This window comes from Actinoplanes sp. NPDC051343, from assembly GCF_044455125.1.
In the GTDB taxonomy this organism is placed as follows: Bacteria; Actinomycetota; Actinomycetes; order Mycobacteriales; family Micromonosporaceae; genus Actinoplanes.
This window is the reverse complement of the sequence record NZ_JBITEL010000011.1, coordinates 209,632-225,436: the sequence shown is the minus strand read 5'-3', so window position 1 is coordinate 225,436 and position 15,805 is coordinate 209,632. Positions and strand designations below refer to the sequence as shown.

The following is a 15,805-nucleotide window of genomic DNA, read 5'->3' as shown; positions in this document are numbered from 1 at the left end:
CAAAAGGCCTTACTGGACGGTAACGCTGATCGATGTTTCGCGGCCCCCCGTGTGACCGATCGGTGGGCGCGGTGCCCACCATCGGTATGTGGGGGGATTTCATGTTCAACACCAAGCGGTCCCGCGTGCGCGCTCTCGCGGTGGCCGGCATGGCGGTCGTCGCCGGGGGCGTCGCCGCCGTGACCTACTCGGCGTCGGCCGCCGAAGTCGGCGCTCCGGCCGCGTCGTCGGGCTTCGCCGCCCCGGCCCCGGCCGGGCCGGACGCCCGGGCGGTGCCGATCCCCGGCATCCCCGCCGCGATCAAGCCGCCGACCGGTTCCAAGCCGATCGGGGCCTACGTGGTCACGGCCGGCACCCAGAACTACACCTGCGTCGTGCCCACGGGAGCGACAACGGGTGGCTACACCGCCAGCTCGGTCCCGGAGGCGCAGCTCATCGGCACCGGCGGCCGGATCCACCACTTCGCCGGGCCGAGCTGGCAGTCCCTGCGCGACAACTCGCTCGTCACGGCCACTAAGGCCGGCCAGAACGACCGGGCCGGCACCATCCCGGAGCTGCTGCTCAAGGTGGTAACCCACTCGGGCAGCGGCATCCTGACGAACGCCGACTACATCAACCGCCTGTACACCTCGGGAGGCGTGGCCCCGGCCGGAAGCTGCACGGACGGCCAGGTCGTCAAGGTGCCGTACAAGGCCGTCTACGTCTTCTGGGACGCGCCGACCGCCTGATGTGACTTCCGGCCGGCCTTGTCGGGAGGTCGGCCCGGTCTTGTCGGGTAGCTCAGCCTTGTTTGCCGGGAAGCCGGGCCTGGTTTTGTCGGGAAACCGGGGCCGGTTTGCCGGGAAACCGGGGCCGGTTTGCCGGGAAACTCGGCGTCGTCCTGCCGGGAGGCTGACCCGGTCTCGTGGGGAGGCCGGTCTGGTCTGGTCTGGTCGGGCGGGCTGCTTTGTCGGTAGGCCGGCCCGGAAGCTCACGGGGGAGAGCGGCCTGGCAGCGGCACGGGGAACGCTGACCGAAATGCTGCGGGGAGCGTCGACGGGAAGTGCCATGGGGGAACGCCGCTAAGGTCGCCGCGGGGGAACGCTCACGGGGGATTGAACGAGGCCGGGCACGCTGAGGTTGCTCAGCGGCCCGGCCCCGGTTACGTGTCAGCCCTTGCTGTCCCGAGGCCGCGCCAACAGACGAGCCGCCGGTCTATCGGTTTCGGCATGTTCACGCGGCTCGATCGGCACGCCGGATGTGGGCGGGCCGGGCTGCTGCGGTGCCCTTGGCATCCTCGATCGCCGCTATCAACCCAGGATCCTAGGATGCCAGGGAGGTAGTGCTTGGCCTCATGCATGCCACCTGCGACGTCCTACCGACTGTGGACAACGGCTGAGAAATGTCGGCGGGGTCTGCTTGGCTAAGCACCCACCCAGTAACGGGTGGGGGGACGGTGACCCGCCCGCTGCGGGCGCCCTACGTCGGGTGGGCCGGCACGGCGCCACGTCGGACGGTGTGGGCTGGCGAGTCGCGCGGCAAATAGCGGCGCAGAGTTTCGAAGGGCGGCGAGTCGTGCTGGGATAACAGGCGCAGCGGGCCCGCAAGGCGGCGAGCTATGCCGCGGTGGCAGGCACAGAGCGCTCGAAAGGCGGCGAGCCCCGCGCGGGGATAGCAGGCCCAGCGCGCTCGTAAGGCGGCGAGCCCCGCGCGGGGATAGCAGGCCCAGCGCGCTCGTAAGGCGGCGAGCCGCGCCGGAATGGCGGGCAACGTGCGCTTGGGAAGCGGCGAGCCGTGCGGCGATGGCTTCGCCGGTTTGGAGGCGTGCCGAAAGTGGGGCATCGGGGCGGGGATTTGCCGGGCGGCGGACGCCGCCGACTCAATACATCGTGAGTTGTGGATGCGTCAGCCGTGGCTTACGGCGTGGGAGCGCTCCCACACAGCGGCACCCTCCCTCGTCACCGGAAGGAAGGCCCGTGTCTTCATCCCCCTCTCCCCATTCACGTACGCGCCGCAGACTGGTTCCTGTCGTTGCGGGTTCGGCGGCCGCGATCGTCGCGGCCGGGGCGGTCTGGTTCACCACCGGAGTCGCCAGTGCCGGGACCCTCAGCGGCGCGCTTTACCGCGATCCCGATACGGCCGCGGCCCGGTGGGTGGCGGCCAACCCCAACGATTCCCGGGCGGCGGTCATCCGGGACAAGATTGTCAGTCAGCCGTCTGCGCACTGGGTGTCGTCGTTCAACGTCGGCACCGTGCAGGCGGACGTCTCGGCCTATGTCGGCGCCGCCGAGAGCGCCGGGCAGATTCCGGCGCTGGTGGTCTACGGCATCACCAACCGGGACTGCGGCGGCGCCAGCGCGGGCGGCGCGCCCGACCTCGCGACCTACCAGACGTGGATCGGCAACATCGCCAAGGGGCTGGGCAGCCAGACCGTGATCGTGGCGCTGGAGCCGGACTCGATCGCGCTGCAGACGTGCCTCAGTGCCAGTGACCTCAGCGCGCGGAACCAGGCGCTGCACTCGGCCACCCGCACGCTGAAGGCGGCCAACCCCAACACCAAGGTCTACCTGGACGCCGGGCACTCGACCTGGAACAGCGCCGGGGAGCAGGCCAACCGGCTGGCCGCGGCGGGCGTGGCGGACGCCGACGGGTTCTTCACCAACGTGTCGAACTTCAACCCGACCAGCGGTGAGGCCGCGTACGGGCGGTCGATCAGCAGCGCGCTGGCCGGGCAGGGCATCGCGAACAAGCACCAGATCATCGACACCAGCCGGAACGGCGGGGCCAGCGGCGACTGGTGCGGCGACGACAACACGGATCGGCGGATCGGGCAGTACCCGACCACGGCGACCAACGACTCCAACGTCGACGCCTATCTCTGGGTGAAGCCGCCGGGGGAGGCGGACGGCTGCAAGTACGCGGCCGGCTCGTTCCAGCCCGACCTCGCCTACAGCCTGGCCAACGGCGCCCCCAACCCGCCGACGACCCCGCCGACGACGGCCCCGACGACCCCGCCGACGACGGCCCCGACCACTCCGCCTACGACGGCCCCGACCACTCCGCCCACGACGGCCCCGACCACTCCGCCCACGACGGCCCCGACGAGCCCGCCGGGCGACAACCAAGGGGCCTGCCAGGCCAGCTACCAGGTCACCAGCTCATGGCAGGGCGGCTTCCAAGCCCAGGTGACGGTCACCGCGGGTAACTCGTCGATCGGCAGCTGGACGGTTTCCTGGACGCTCCCGAGCGGCCAGAGCATCACCCAGTCCTGGAGCACCACGCTGACCACCAGCGGCGCGGCGGTCACGGCACGCAACGCCACCTGGAACGGGTCGCTCGCGGCCCATGGCAGCACCCAGTTCGGCTTCATCGCCAACGGCGGCAGCTCGTCCGTACCGGCGCTCACCTGTTCATGACGAAAGGCGCCCGGGCCCGTCGGGCCCGGGCGACGAAATCAGTGCGGGGCGTCGGGGACGCTGTTGAGCTCCTGCAACTGCTGGGTGACGTGGCTGTTGAGCGCCGCGTGGTAGCTCTGCGCGAGCTGGCCCAGCCGGTCGATCTCGTCGAGCAGGGCGGCCCGCTTGGCGCTGATGCTGGCGATCGCCTCGGAGTGGGTGCGCCGGGCGTCGCTCTCGATCGTGCCCGCCTTGAGGGCGGCTTCGCTGGTGATCTGCTCGGCCTTGGAGCGGGCCTGCGAGATCAGGGCCTCGACCTCGCGCTCCGCGTCGCGCATGTGGTCGTCGGCGGTGCGCTGAGCCATCTGCAGCACGCGGGCGTTGCGGTCGTCGTCGCCGATGCTGGGCATCGCGCCGGACTGGGACCGCGACTCGGAGCGCGCCCGTTCGAGCTGGGCCTGCATGTTGCGGGCGTTGGCCTCGGCCCGGTCGCGGGCCTCCTGCAGCCGCTCGAGCTCGCCGACCAGGCTGGCGAATTCGCCGGTCAGCACCATTGTCGAGGCCGCGCTGCCGCCGCCACCGCCCCCGCCGCCGCGCTGCATCGTGTCGCGGAGCGCGCCGTTCTCCTCGAGCAGTCGGATGAGCTCCTGCTCGACCTCGTCGAGGAAGGCGTCGACCTCTTCCTCGTCATAGCCACGCTTGCCGATCGGCGGCTTCTTGAAGGCCATGTTGTGGATGTCAGCCGGAGTGAGCGGCATGGTGCTCCTCGTTCCCGTCGTTTGCGTGCGGCCATGAATCCTACGCAACCACCCTGTGGGCGCGCGCCCGGCGTGATCACCACGGGTTGATATTGACCGGTATCGTGGCCGCGTGGCGGTTGTGGACGATTCGCGGGCCGCGGTGCGACCCGGGCTGTTAATCGAGGCCAGGGGCCTGACGCAGGTGGTGCGGGGCGGTCGGCGCACCCTCGACGATGTGTCACTCTCCGTTCGCCCGGGTGAACTGGTAGCAATTATCGGGGCGAGCGGCGCGGGAAAAACGACTCTGCTCGACGCGTTGTCCGGAATGCGACCGCCGGTCTCGGGCTCGGTGCGGCACGACGAGCGGCCGGCGCCCGACGACGCGGTCGGTTACGTGCCGCAGGACGACATCATTCACCAGCAGCTGCCGCTGGCCCGCACCCTGCGGTACGCGGCCCGGTTGCGCCTGCCCGCGGCGACGACGCGGGAGGAGGTGGACCGCCGGGTCGCCGAGGTGCTGGACGTGCTGGGGCTGGCCGGCCGGGCCGGCACCCGGGTCGGGTCGCTCAGCGGCGGGGAGCACAAGCGGGCCAGCATCGCGGTCGAGTTGCTGGCGCGGCCGCGGGCGTTGTTCCTGGACGAGCCGACGTCGGGGCTTGATCCGGCGGCGGCGACGGAGCTGCTGAGCCTGCTGGGGCGGGTCGCAGCGGACGGCGTACCGGTGATCCTGACGACGCACAACCCGGCGGATGTCGCCCGATGTGACACCGTCGTGGTTCTTGCGCCCGGAGGGCGCCTGGTCTTTGCCGGTACGCCGTCGGGAGCCCTGTCGCATTTCGGGGCCGGTGACGTGGCCGACATCTACGGCCTGCTCGCCGGGGCGCCGGCTTTCGAAGCGCCGCTCCCATCGCCCGCGGCGGTTTCGGCGCCGGTGCGCCCGAGGCCGCCCGGCGCCCTGCGGCAGGCCGCGCTGCTGACCGCGCGTAACGTCGCGATCCTGCGGGCGAATCGACTCACGCTGGCCATCCTGGTCGGGTCGCCGCTGGTCATCCTGGCGATGTTCCTGATGTTGTTCCGGGCGGGCGCGTTCGATTTCCGGCATCCCGACCCGGCCACCACGGTGATGATTCTGTTCTGGATCGCGTTCGGCGTCTTTTTCTTCGGGCTCACCTACGGCCTTCTGCAGATCTGCGCCGAACTGCCGATCCTGCGCCGCGAGGTGTTCGGCGGCGTCGGCCTCGGTGCCTATCTGGTGGCCAAGGTCGCGTTGCTGATGCCGCCGCTGGCGCTCGCCGATCTGCTGTTGCTGACGGTGCTCCGCGCGCTCGACCGGCTGCCGGCCCGCGATTTCGCCGGGCTCTATCTGACCGCGTTCCTCGCCTCCGCCTGCGCGCTGGCGCTCGGCCTTCTCTGCTCGGCCAGCGTGTCCGATGTGGCCCAGGCGACGCTGCTGCTGCCGATGTTGTGCTTTCCGCAGGTGCTGTTCGTGGGGGCGATCCTGCCGGTGCCGGTGATGGCGCCGGTCGGCCGCTGGATCAGCTATGCGATGTCGAACCGGTGGTCGTTCGAGGCGCTCGGGCACGACGCCGGGCTGCCGGCGCTGTGGCGGGACGGGGGTTCGCCGCTCGGGCCGCCGCTGTTGACCTCGTACGGGGCCAGCTTCGACCGGGCGACCGGGGTCGACTGGGTGATCCTGGCCGGGATGACCGTGGTTTTCCTCGGCGGGGCGCTGCTGGTGCTGCGGAGGCGGTGCCCGCGTGGATGAGTTCCTGGCCCGGTACCCGGGCTATGCGGCGACCTCGCGCATCGACGAACTGCGCGCGACCGAGTACGCCCATCTCGACACGAACGGCGAGGTCTACCTGGATTACACCGGGGCCGGTGTTTATGCCGAGTCCCAGTTGCGGGCGCATTACGAGCGGGTGCGCGGACGGGCGTACGGAAATCCGCATTCGGAGAACCCGGCCTCCGCCGCCTCGACCGGCCTGGTGGAATCGGCCCGGAGGGCCGTGCTGCGTTTCCTGAATGCGCCGGCCGACGAATATGCGGTGATCTTCACGGCGAATGCGTCGGCGGCCTGCCGTCTGGTCGGGGAGTCCTATCGGTTCGGGCGCGGGCGCGATCTGGTCATGACCTTCGACAACCACAATTCGGTCAACGGGATCCGGGAGTTCGCGCGGCGGGGCGGCTCGAGGCGCCGATATCTGCCGCTTGAGCCGCCTCATCTCCGTACTTCGGACAAGGTGGTGGAGGATGCGCTCCGCCGGAAAAGGGGCTTGTTCGCCTTTCCCGCGCAGAGCAACTTCACTGGTGTCCAACATCCCCTGACGTGGGTGGAAAAAGCCCGCAAGTCGGGCTACGACGTGCTCCTCGACGTGGCCGCGTTCCTGCCGACGAACCGGCTCGACCTCGACTCCGTCAAACCCGACTTCGTCCCGATCAGCTGGTACAAGGTGCTCGGCTACCCGACCGGCGTCGGCTGCCTGGTCGCCCGCCGGGACGCCCTGCCCCGGCTCCGGCGGCCGTGGTTCGCCGGCGGCACGATCACCGCGGTCAGCGTCGGCACCGAATGGCACGAACTCGCCACCGACGAGACCGCGTTCGAGGACGGCACGCTCAACTTCCTCAGCATCCCCGACCTCGAATTCGGTCTGAACTGGCTGGAAAGCGTCGGCCCCGACCTGATCCGGTCGCGCGTGCACGACCTGACCGGCTGGCTGCTCGACTCGCTGGCCCGGCTCAAGCACGCCAACGGCCACCCGCTGGTCCGCGTCTACGGGCCGCCCGACGTCGTCGGCCGGGGCGGCACGGTCGCGTTCAACCTGCTCGGCCCGGACGGCGAGATCGTCGACGAGCGGCTGGTCGCCGGGGAAGCGGCCGCGGCCGGCATCACGCTGCGCACGGGGTGCTTCTGCAACCCCGGAGCCGGGGAGGGCGCATTCGAGATCGGGCGGCGCCGGCTCCGGGGGTCGCGGCGCTGGGGCGTACGCACGGTGGACGACTACCTCGCCATGCTGGGCCTTCCCACCGCCGGAGCGATCCGGGTCTCGCTCGGCCTCGCCTCCACGTACGGTGACGTGCAGCGGCTGCTCGACTTCCTGGAAAACACGTACCGTGACCGCCGTACGTCCTCCGACGGCCTGGCCCCACGGCTGCGCTGTTAGTTACCGGCGCCTCCGGGAACTAGCGGCGGGTGCAGACATTTCTCCCGTACCCGGACTTCCTCGCCAGCGCGGCGGTGCTCGACGCGCGGCGGCTCGGCAAGCAGCGCGTCGAGGCGATCCAGGTGCTGCGGGCGATCACGCTTCCCACGTACGGCTGGCGCCACCACCCGGCGGCGAAGATGTGGCGCGGGTACGAGGAGGCGCTGGTCCGGTACGGGCTCGACATCTGCGGCGTCTGGTGCGCGACCGGCCGGGCCGACACGTGCGCGAAGACCCTGGTGACCGATCTCGGCACCGACGCCGTTCGCACCCAGGCGGAATTGGCCGAAGCCGGCGAGGTGCCGCCCTGGCTCGGCGATCCCGACGTGCACCGCAGCCACCGGTCGGCGCTGCTGCGCAAGGACCCCGACCACTACCGGGCGCTGTTCACCGAGGTGCCGGACGACCTCGCGTACGTCTGGCCGGTCTCGGACCGGTAGGGTGACGTCATGGGTTCCCCCACTTTCGCCGCCGCTTAGCGGCGGTCCCGCGGTTGCTGTAACCGCGGCCTCATTGCCTGCCCCGCTGGGGTCAGTGCAGGGCGTACCGCCGGACCGGTGTCCTGTCGCGTCTGCCTGACCAGGGGAACAATGTCTTCATCGTCCAGTTGGCGGTCGATCGTCCGGCTGCTGCCCGTGGCCGGCCGGGTCACCGTCGTTGCCATCACGCTCAACCTGCTGATCGGCCTGCTACCGCTCGGTTTCGTGATCGGCACCAGCGTGGCGGTCGCCGGGATCTGGGCCGCGATTCTGCCGGCCGCGGTCGCGCTGCTGCTGCAGGCCGTCCTGTCGCCGTTCCAGGCCGCGTTCACCGAGCTGATCAGCCGGCGGGTGGACGAGGCGTGCGCCCGCAGGCTCATGCGGGCCACCCTCACCGAGGTGCCCTTCGACCGGCTGGAAGATCCGGACGTCCTGGACCGGATGGCCGATGCCCGCCGAGGCCTCGTCGAGTACTCCGCCACCCCCGGTGCCGCCGTCGCGGGGCTGATCGCACTGGTCGCCCGGTACGCGCAGCTCGCCGGCGGCGTGGCGATCACCGGGGTGCTGCTCGGGCCGGTGGCGGCACTGGTGATCACGGCGGCGGCGCTGGTCGCCCGGTTCGGCGAGCGCGGTGCGCAGACCCGGTACTCGGTGCTCAGGAGCCGGACCGCGGCGGCCCGGCGCAAGACCCACTACGTTTTCGACACCGGCAGTTCGCCGGCCGCGGCCAAGGAGATCCGGGTGCTGGGCACGCTGCCGTGGTGGCGGGAACGCGGTGACCGGGAGGCCGATGCGTACCTGCGGCCACTGTGGCTCGCCCGCCGCCGGATCCGCCTGGCGCCGTTCACCGGGTACAGCGTGGTGGTGCTGGCGGGCGCCCTGACCGTACTGGTCATGCTGCGCGACACCGTCGGCCGCGGCGGGCTCGGCGTGCTGGGCCTGTCCCTGGGCCTGCAGGCGATCCTCATCCCGCTGCGGTTCGGCGTGTACTTCCCGGAAGCCGACCCGCAGACGCAGGAGGGCATGCGCGCATACGAGGCGATGCTTCAGATCGAACGGCTCGCCGGACCGCCGGCCGCCGGACCGGTGCCCGTGGCCGGCGGCATCGCGTTCGAGAAGGTGAGCTTCCGCTACCCGGGCAGCAGCCGCCTCGTGCTGCACGAGCTCGACCTCCAGTTCCCGGCCGGCACGTCGACCGCGATCGTCGGCCTGAACGGCGCCGGAAAGACCACCCTGGTCAAGCTCCTGTCGGGCCTGTACGAGCCGACCGCCGGGCAGATCAGCGTGGACAGCGGCGGCCTGGCCGTGATCTTCCAGGACTACGCCCGCTACGAACTCGACGCCGCGGCCAACATCGGGCTCGGCGCACCCGCGCACATGGGGGACCCGGCGGCGCTGCGCCGGGCCATCGAGTGGGCGGGCGCCGCCGAGGTGATCGCGGCGCTGCCGGACGGGCTCGCGACGGTGCTGTCCAGCCGCTACTCCGGCGGCGTCGATCTGTCGGGCGGGCAGTGGCAGCGGATCGCCCTGGCCCGCGCCCTGTTCGCCGTGCAGGCGGGCGCTTCGGTGCTCGTCCTGGACGAGCCGACCGCTCAGCTGGACGTGCGCGCCGAGGTCGCGTTCTACGACCGGTTCCTGGAACTCACCCGCGGGCTGACCACGGTCGTCATCTCGCACCGGTTCTCCACGGTGCGGCGCGCCGACCGGATCGTGGTCCTCGACGGCGGGCAGGTCAGCGAGCAGGGCAGCCACGAGGAACTCATGGCCGAGGGCGGCCAGTACGCGGAACTGTTCGAGTTGCAGGCACGGAGGTTCGCATGAGGATGTTCCGCGCGGTGCGCTTCCTGTACGCCCTGGGCCTGCGGGTGGACGCGGTCGGCCTGCTGCGCGCGACGGTGCTCGCGCTCGCCCTCTACGTCGCCGCGCCGGTGGCCGCCCTGGCCCTGCGCGACTTCACCGACGCCGTACTGGGCCATCGCGCCGGGCCGGCTCTGGCGGCGGCGGTGCTCGCCTCGGTGGCGCTCGTCGCGCAGATCATGCTCGGCCACTTCTGCCACCTCGATCTCGCCCGGATATCGGAAGGCCAGGAGATGCGGCTGCGGGGCGAGCTGATGGACCTGGTGAACGGGCCGCCCCGGATCGAACACCTGGACCGTCCCGACGTCGCGAACAAGGTGGACCTGATCCGCGACAGCCTGTTCGCCACCACCCGGTCGCTGGAAGGGGTGCTGCAACTCGCCGGCCTGCTCCTGCAGATGACCGTCACCGTCGTCCTGCTCGCGCTGGTCAGCCCGCTGTTCGCGGTGCTGCCGCTGTGCGCGGCGGTGCCGGTGCTGCTCGAGCGCAAGGCGCAGTCCACGGTGGAAGACGCCCGGGAACGGACGGCCGAGCGCCTCCGGCTCGCCAAGCACCTCCTCGAACTCGCGACCAGCACCGGGCCGGTCCGGGAGCTGCGGCTGTCCGGCGCCGGGCACGAGATCCTCCGGCGCCGAGGCGAAGCCTGGGACGACGTGACCGCCGCGATGTGGCGCGCCCAGCTCAGAGCGGCGGTGTACCGGGCGTTTGGCCAAGGGTTCTTCGCAATCGGCTACGGCGGCGCGGTCGTGCTGGAGCTGCACCGGGACGCCTCGGTGGGCGACATGGTCCTGGTCATCACCCTCGCGGTCCAGGTGAGCGTGCAGGTCGCCGGCTTCCTCGGGGTGCTGTCACTACTGCAGATCGCGGGCCGGACAACCGACCGGATCCGCGAATTGCGGACGCTGTCGGAAGTCGCTCCGGCGGCGACCGACGTCGCGGTTCCCGGGAAGCCGGCCCGCGGGATCACGCTCGAAGACGTGTCGTTCACCTACCCCGGCGCGGAACGGCCCGTGCTGTCCGAGGTCTCGCTGCACATCCCGGCCGGGTCGGTGGTGGCCCTGGTCGGAGAGAACGGGGCGGGCAAATCCACTCTGGTCAAGCTGCTGTGCGGCCTCTACCAACCGACCGGCGGACGGATCCTGGTCGACGGCGAGGACCTGACCGCAATCGACCCCGCCCGCTGGCGCTCCCGCGTCGCCACGCTGTTCCAGGATTTCCACCACATCGAGCTGACCCTCGGCGAGAGCATCGGGCACGGCGACATCACCCGCAACGGCGACCCGTCGGCGGTCGGCGCGGCCGTGGAAGGCGCCCGAGCGGAGCGGGTGGTGCGCACGGTCCCCGGCGGTCTGAACGGCTACGTGGGTCACGCCTACGCCGACGGCACAGAGTTGTCCGGCGGCCAGTGGCAGACGGTGGGCCTGGCCCGCACCCTGATGCGCCGGCATCCGCTGCTGCTGATCCTCGACGAGCCGGCCGCGGCCCTGGACGCCGCGGCCGAACACGACCTGTTCGAGCGCTACGCCTCCTCGGCCGGCCGCGTAGGCCGAGACGACGGAGGCATCACGGTGCTCATCTCCCACCGCTTCTCCACCGTGGGCATGGCCGACCTCATTGTCGTCCTCGACCAGGGAAAACTGGCCGAACACGGTACGCACGGAGAGCTGATGTCCACGCGCGGCCTCTACGCCGAACTGTTCAGCCTGCAAGCCCGCGCCTACGGGTAGCGCTCCGTGCCGGCGGGTGGCGGTCCGGGCCGGCGGGTGGCGGTCCGGGCCGCGGGTAGCGCCCCGCGCCGACGGTGTGAGGCCTACGCGAGCGCGGTCGCCAGCTGGGCCGACCAGGCGCGCACCACGCGGGCCCGCCGGCGGGAGTCGTCGGTCAGGACGTCGGCCAGGGCGAGGCCCCGGGCCAGGTCGAGGGTGGCCTGGATGAGGCCGCGCGTCTCCGGGTCGCCGTCGTCGGCCCGGAGTAGCCGCACCGCCCGCCGGTGCACCTCGCGGGCGAAATGCTTCTCCAGCGGCACCACGGCGTCGCGCAGTTCGGGGTCGGCCGCCGCGACCGTCCACACCTGCAGCGCCGCCCGGAACAGCTCCCCGCCGACCGCCTCGACCAGGTCGGCGACGACGGCGTGCACCCGCGCGGGCCCGCTGCCCGGCGGCTCGGGCAGGGCGTCGAGCACGGCGACCCGGGAGGCGAACATGTGCTCCAGCGCACCCAGGATCAGGTCCTCCCGGGTGCGGTAGTGATGTTGCACGGCACCCCGGCTGATCCCGGCCTCAGCAGCGATGAACCCGACCGTCGACACCTCCCAGCCGTGCGTCGCCAGGCACCGGATCGTCGTCTCCAGCAGCCGCAGCCGCGTCGCCCGGCTCCGATCCTGCTTCGGGCCGCCCGCCGCCCCGGCCGCCGGGAAGTTGAATTCGCCCACGAGACGCGCGGAAGACCGGGTGGACGGCCCGGCCGACCTCGCCCCGTCGGCAGGTGACGGCCTGGTGGACCCGGTGCCCTCGGCGGGTGATGGCCCGGCAGGCCGAGCACCGTCGGCAGGCGGCCGCGCGGTGGACCGGGCAGCTTCCGCGGGCGCGGTGTCGGTCGGGCTGCGGTCAGGCTTCGTTGCCATCCACCACCGCCAGCGGAGTCCCCTGGGCGACCTGCCGGCCCACCTCGACCGGCAGCGACGTCAGCACGCCCGACGCCGGGGCCCGCACGACGTGCTCCATCTTCATCGCCTCCAGCCAGAGCAACGGCTGGCCAGTCGTCACCGTTGTGCCAACCGAAGCCGCGATGCGCACGACCGTACCGGGCATCGGCGCGATCAAGGCCCCCGCGGGCAGCGCCGCCGCCGGGTCGACGAACCGGGGGATCACCGTGAGCTCGACCGATCCGAGCGGACCGTCGACCACGACCCGATCGTCGAAGCGCGTGACCGAGAACGATCGCTGCACCCCGTCCGAGGACAGCAGCACCGAAGTAGCGTCGAACGACACCGCCGAGATGCCGTCGTGCCCCTCGATGGCCACCCCGTCCCGCTCGAACCGGTAGCGGACCTCGATCGAGCGCTCCCCGGCGGCGTAGGCCCGGCTCTGGTAGCCGGCCGGAATTGATCGGAAGCCGCTCCGGAGGCCGGGAAGCAGCGAACTGCGCTCGTGCGCCACGTCGGCCAGTGCGGCGACGATCGCCGCGACGTCCGGATCGAGGCCGGGCGCGGCGAGCAGCGCCGCCGGCGGATGGGCCGCATAGAAGCCGGTGCCGGCGGTGCCGGCCAGGAAATCGGGGTGCAGCAGGCTCACGACGAGCAGGTCACGGTTGGTCGGCACGCCGTGCACGCGCGAGCGCCGCAGGGCTCCGGCGAGCTGCCGCGCCACGGCCTCGCGGCTTTTCCCGTACGCGATGACTTTGGCAAGCATCGCGTCGTAGTGGACGCCGACCTCGGTGCCGTCGGCGATGCCGGCGTCGACGCGTACACCCGGAAGCGGAGGGCCCGCGAAGCGGGACGTGGCCGCCGGGATGTCGAAAGTGATCACCTTGCCGGTTCGGGGTCGCCAATCGTCGAGCGGCGACTCGGCGTAGAGGCGGGCCTCGATCGCGTGGCCGGTCATCGTCGGCTCGGGGCCGGTCAGCGGCGCACCGGAGGCCACGTCGAGCTGAAGCCCGACCAGATCAGTCCCGGTCACGGCCTCGGTGACCGGGTGCTCGACCTGGAGGCGGGTGTTCATCTCGAGGAACCAGAAGCCGCCCTTGTCGTCGGCGAGGAACTCGACCGTGCCCGCGCCCTGGTAGCCGACCGCGGCCGCGGCGTCGCGGCCCGCGGCGAGCAGGCGCGACCGCAGGTCACCGCCGAGGTGGTCGACAAGCGGCGAGGGTGCCTCTTCGATCACTTTCTGGTGGCGGCGCTGCAGGGAACACTCGCGTTCGCCGAGCGCCCACACCGTGCCGTGGGCGTCGGCCATGACCTGGACCTCGACGTGGTGGCCGTCCTCGAGGTAGCGCTCGCAGAACACCGCCGGGTCGCCGAACGCGGCCGCCGCCTCCCGCTCCGCCGACGCGACGGCCTCGGGCAGTGCCGCAAGGTCGTGGACCACCCGCATGCCGCGCCCGCCGCCCCCGGCCGACGCCTTCACGAGGAGCGGCAGATCGTCTTCGGTCACCATCGTGGGGTCGAGTCGTTCCAGCACCGGGACTCCGGCGGCCGCCATGAGGCACTTCGACTCGATCTTCGAGCCCATCGACTGGATCGCCGACGGGGGCGGCCCGATCCACGCCAGTCCGGCATCGATCACCGCCTGGGCGAAGTCGGCGTTCTCCGAGAGGAACCCGTAGCCCGGATGAATCGCGTCGGCGCCGGCTCGGAGCGCGGCCCCGATGATCAGGTCGCCGCGCAGGTAGGTGTCGGCCGCCGAGGAGCCCGGCAACCGGACCGCGCTGTCGGCGTCGAGCACGTGCGGTGCCCCGGCGTCCGGATCGGAGAAGACGGCGACGGTCGCCAGGCCACGCCGGCGGCACGTCGCGAAGACCCGCCGGGCGATCTCGCCCCGGTTGGCCACGAGCACGCTGGTGAAAGCGATCATCGAACCCTCACATCCGGAAGACGCCGAAGGTGCCGGTGCCCTCGACCGGCGCGGTGTGTATCGCGGAGAGCGCGACGCCGAGCACGTCGCGGGTGTCGCGCGGGTCGATGATGCCGTCGTCGTAGACGAGACCGGACAGGACCATCGGCATGGCCTCGGCCTCGATCTGCTGCTCGATCATCTGCCGTACGACCTGGGCGCCGTCCTCGTCGAAGGGCTTGTTCTGGGCCAGCGCCGACGCCTTCGACACCATGTAGGTCACGTCGGCCAGCTGCTGCGCGCCCATCACCGCCGACCGGGCGCTCGGCCAGGCGAAGACGAACCGCGGCTCGTACGCTCGCCCGCACATCCCGTAGTGCCCGGCCCCGTACGAGTTCCCGAGCAGCACCGACAGGTGCGGCACGGTCGAGTTGGACACCGCGTTGATCATCATCGAGCCGTGTTTGATGATGCCGTTCTGCTCGTACTCCTTGCCGACCATGTAGCCGGTCGTGTTGTGCAGGAACAACAGGGGAGTGTCGGAGCGGTTGGCCAGCTGGATGAACTGGGCCGCCTTCTGCGACTCCTCGCTGAACAGGACGCCCTGCGCGTTGGCCAGCACGCCGATCGGGTAGCCGTGAAGCTGCGCCCAGCCGGTGACGAGCGAACTGCCGTAGAGGGGTTTCACCTCGTCGAAGTCGCTGTCGTCGACGATCCGGGCGATGACCTCGCGCGGGTCGAAGGGCGCCTTCAGCCCCGGCGGCACGATCGCCAGCAGGTCGTCCGCGGCATAGCGCGGCGGCCGCACCTCGGCCGGTCGGGCGCCCTTCTTCTGCCAGTTGAGCCGTCTTACTATGCGGCGCCCGATCCGGATCGCGTCCGGCTCGTCCGCGGCGAGGAAGTCGGCCAGGCCCGAGACCCGCGCGTGCATCTCCGCGCCGCCGAGCGACTCGTCGTCCGACTCCTCCCCGGTGGCCGCCTTCACGAGCGGCGGTCCGGCCAGAAACACCTTCGACCGCTTCTCGATCATCACCACGTAGTCGCTCATCCCCGGCAGGTAGGCGCCGCCCGCGGTCGAGTTGCCGAACACCAGCGCCACCGTCGGGATCCCCTTGGCCGACAGGCGCGTCAGGTTGCGGAAGACCGCCCCGCCCGGGATGAACACCTCTTTCTGCGTCGGCAGGTCGGCACCGCCCGACTCCACCAGCGAGATCACCGGCAGCCGGTTGGCCAGCGCGATCTCGTGCATCCGCAGCGTCTTCCGCAGCGACCACGGGTTGCTGGCCCCGCCCTTGACCGTGGGGTCGTTGGCGACCAGCAGGCACTCGACTCCGCTGACCACCCCGATGCCCGCCACGACGCTGCCACCGACCGCGAAGTCCGTGCCGTACCCGGCCAGCGCGCCCAGCTCCAGGAACGGCGCATCCCGGTCGAGCAGCAGTTCGATCCGCTCGCGGGCGGTCAGCTTGCCCCGCGCGTGGTGCCGGGCAGTGGCCTTCTCGCCCCCGCCGGCCGCCGCCCGAGCGCTCTCGGTGGCGATCTGATCGAGCGCCTCCAGCATCGCCTTCCGTGCCGCCTGCGCCTCTTCGGACGAGGCGTCCA

The 15,805-nt window shown here is 71.5% G+C and carries 11 protein-coding genes; 7 read left to right on the top strand and 4 right to left on the bottom strand.

The genetic code is table 11. The features are described from left to right. Positions 1-71: 71 nt before the first annotated feature. Together ACIA5C_RS33175 and ACIA5C_RS33170 are read left to right on the top strand one after the other, a co-directional pair. Entirely contained in the window at positions 72-728 is a 657-nt protein-coding gene (locus tag ACIA5C_RS33175) for a DUF3455 domain-containing protein (protein ID WP_396062046.1), read from the top strand. A gap of 1,227 nt (positions 729-1,955) precedes the next feature. After that, positions 1,956-3,395, top strand: coding sequence for a glycoside hydrolase family 6 protein (locus ACIA5C_RS33170; RefSeq protein WP_396062044.1), 1,440 nt, complete (start codon positions 1,956-1,958; stop codon positions 3,393-3,395). Between the two features lie 38 nt (positions 3,396-3,433). Here ACIA5C_RS33170 and ACIA5C_RS33165 read toward each other — a convergent pair whose 3' ends face one another. Next, positions 3,434-4,132, bottom strand: a complete 699-nt coding sequence (locus ACIA5C_RS33165) for a DivIVA domain-containing protein (RefSeq protein WP_396062042.1) — start codon at positions 4,130-4,132, stop codon at positions 3,434-3,436. Between the two features lie 112 nt (positions 4,133-4,244). Here ACIA5C_RS33165 and ACIA5C_RS33160 point away from each other — a divergent pair, with 112 nt between their 5' ends. The 5 genes from ACIA5C_RS33160 (at position 4,245) to ACIA5C_RS33140 (ending at position 11,380) form a co-directional block, all read left to right on the top strand. Then, positions 4,245-5,879 (top strand): ATP-binding cassette domain-containing protein, encoded by a 1,635-nt coding sequence (locus ACIA5C_RS33160; RefSeq protein WP_396062040.1) that lies wholly within the window; start codon positions 4,245-4,247, stop codon positions 5,877-5,879. Then, a complete protein-coding gene (locus tag ACIA5C_RS33155) occupies positions 5,872-7,278 on the top strand; it encodes an aminotransferase class V-fold PLP-dependent enzyme (RefSeq protein ID WP_396062038.1) in 1,407 nt (468 codons plus the stop codon). The genes ACIA5C_RS33160 and ACIA5C_RS33155 overlap by 8 nt, the downstream gene beginning before the upstream one ends. A gap of 29 nt (positions 7,279-7,307) precedes the next feature. After that, positions 7,308-7,757: an MSMEG_6728 family protein gene (locus ACIA5C_RS33150; RefSeq protein ID WP_396062036.1), complete on the top strand. Its 450-nt coding sequence runs from the start codon at positions 7,308-7,310 to the stop codon at positions 7,755-7,757. A 150-nt stretch (positions 7,758-7,907) separates the two neighbouring features. Then, positions 7,908-9,617: an ABC transporter ATP-binding protein gene (locus ACIA5C_RS33145; protein WP_396062034.1), complete on the top strand. Its 1,710-nt coding sequence runs from the start codon at positions 7,908-7,910 to the stop codon at positions 9,615-9,617. Beyond that, the gene (locus tag ACIA5C_RS33140; RefSeq protein ID WP_396062032.1) at positions 9,614-11,380 is read left to right on the top strand and encodes an ABC transporter ATP-binding protein; all 1,767 of its coding nucleotides are present in this window, start codon (positions 9,614-9,616) and stop codon (positions 11,378-11,380) included. Before ACIA5C_RS33145 ends, ACIA5C_RS33140 begins: the two co-directional genes overlap by 4 nt. 83 nt (positions 11,381-11,463) lie before the next feature. On the opposite strand, the gene ACIA5C_RS33135 is transcribed toward ACIA5C_RS33140, so the two are convergent. From ACIA5C_RS33135 to ACIA5C_RS33125, 3 genes are all read right to left on the bottom strand, one after another. After that, positions 11,464-12,084: a TetR/AcrR family transcriptional regulator gene (locus tag ACIA5C_RS33135; RefSeq protein ID WP_396062030.1), complete on the bottom strand. Its 621-nt coding sequence runs from the start codon at positions 12,082-12,084 to the stop codon at positions 11,464-11,466. A 175-nt stretch (positions 12,085-12,259) separates the two neighbouring features. Continuing rightward, positions 12,260-14,224, bottom strand: a complete 1,965-nt coding sequence (locus ACIA5C_RS33130) for a biotin carboxylase N-terminal domain-containing protein (protein WP_396062028.1) — start codon at positions 14,222-14,224, stop codon at positions 12,260-12,262. Between the two features lie 7 nt (positions 14,225-14,231). Then, positions 14,232-15,764 carry an acyl-CoA carboxylase subunit beta gene (locus ACIA5C_RS33125; protein ID WP_396062288.1) on the bottom strand — a complete coding sequence of 511 codons (1,533 nt, stop codon included), beginning with the start codon at positions 15,762-15,764 and terminating at the stop codon, positions 14,232-14,234. Between the last annotated feature and the right edge of the window lie 41 nt (positions 15,765-15,805).

What these genes read in the sequence shown, in the direction of transcription:
- ACIA5C_RS33165 (WP_396062042.1), bottom strand. Translation starts at nt 4,132, where the DNA reads ATGCCGCTCACTCCGGCTGACATCCACAACATGGCCTTCAAGAAGCCG.
- ACIA5C_RS33145 (WP_396062034.1), top strand. Translation starts at nt 7,908, where the DNA reads ATGTCTTCATCGTCCAGTTGGCGGTCGATCGTCCGGCTGCTGCCCGTG.
- ACIA5C_RS33140 (WP_396062032.1), top strand. Translation starts at nt 9,614, where the DNA reads ATGAGGATGTTCCGCGCGGTGCGCTTCCTGTACGCCCTGGGCCTGCGG.
- ACIA5C_RS33130 (WP_396062028.1), bottom strand. Translation starts at nt 14,224, where the DNA reads ATGATCGCTTTCACCAGCGTGCTCGTGGCCAACCGGGGCGAGATCGCC.
- ACIA5C_RS33125 (WP_396062288.1), bottom strand. Translation starts at nt 15,764, where the DNA reads ATGCTGGAGGCGCTCGATCAGATCGCCACCGAGAGCGCTCGGGCGGCG.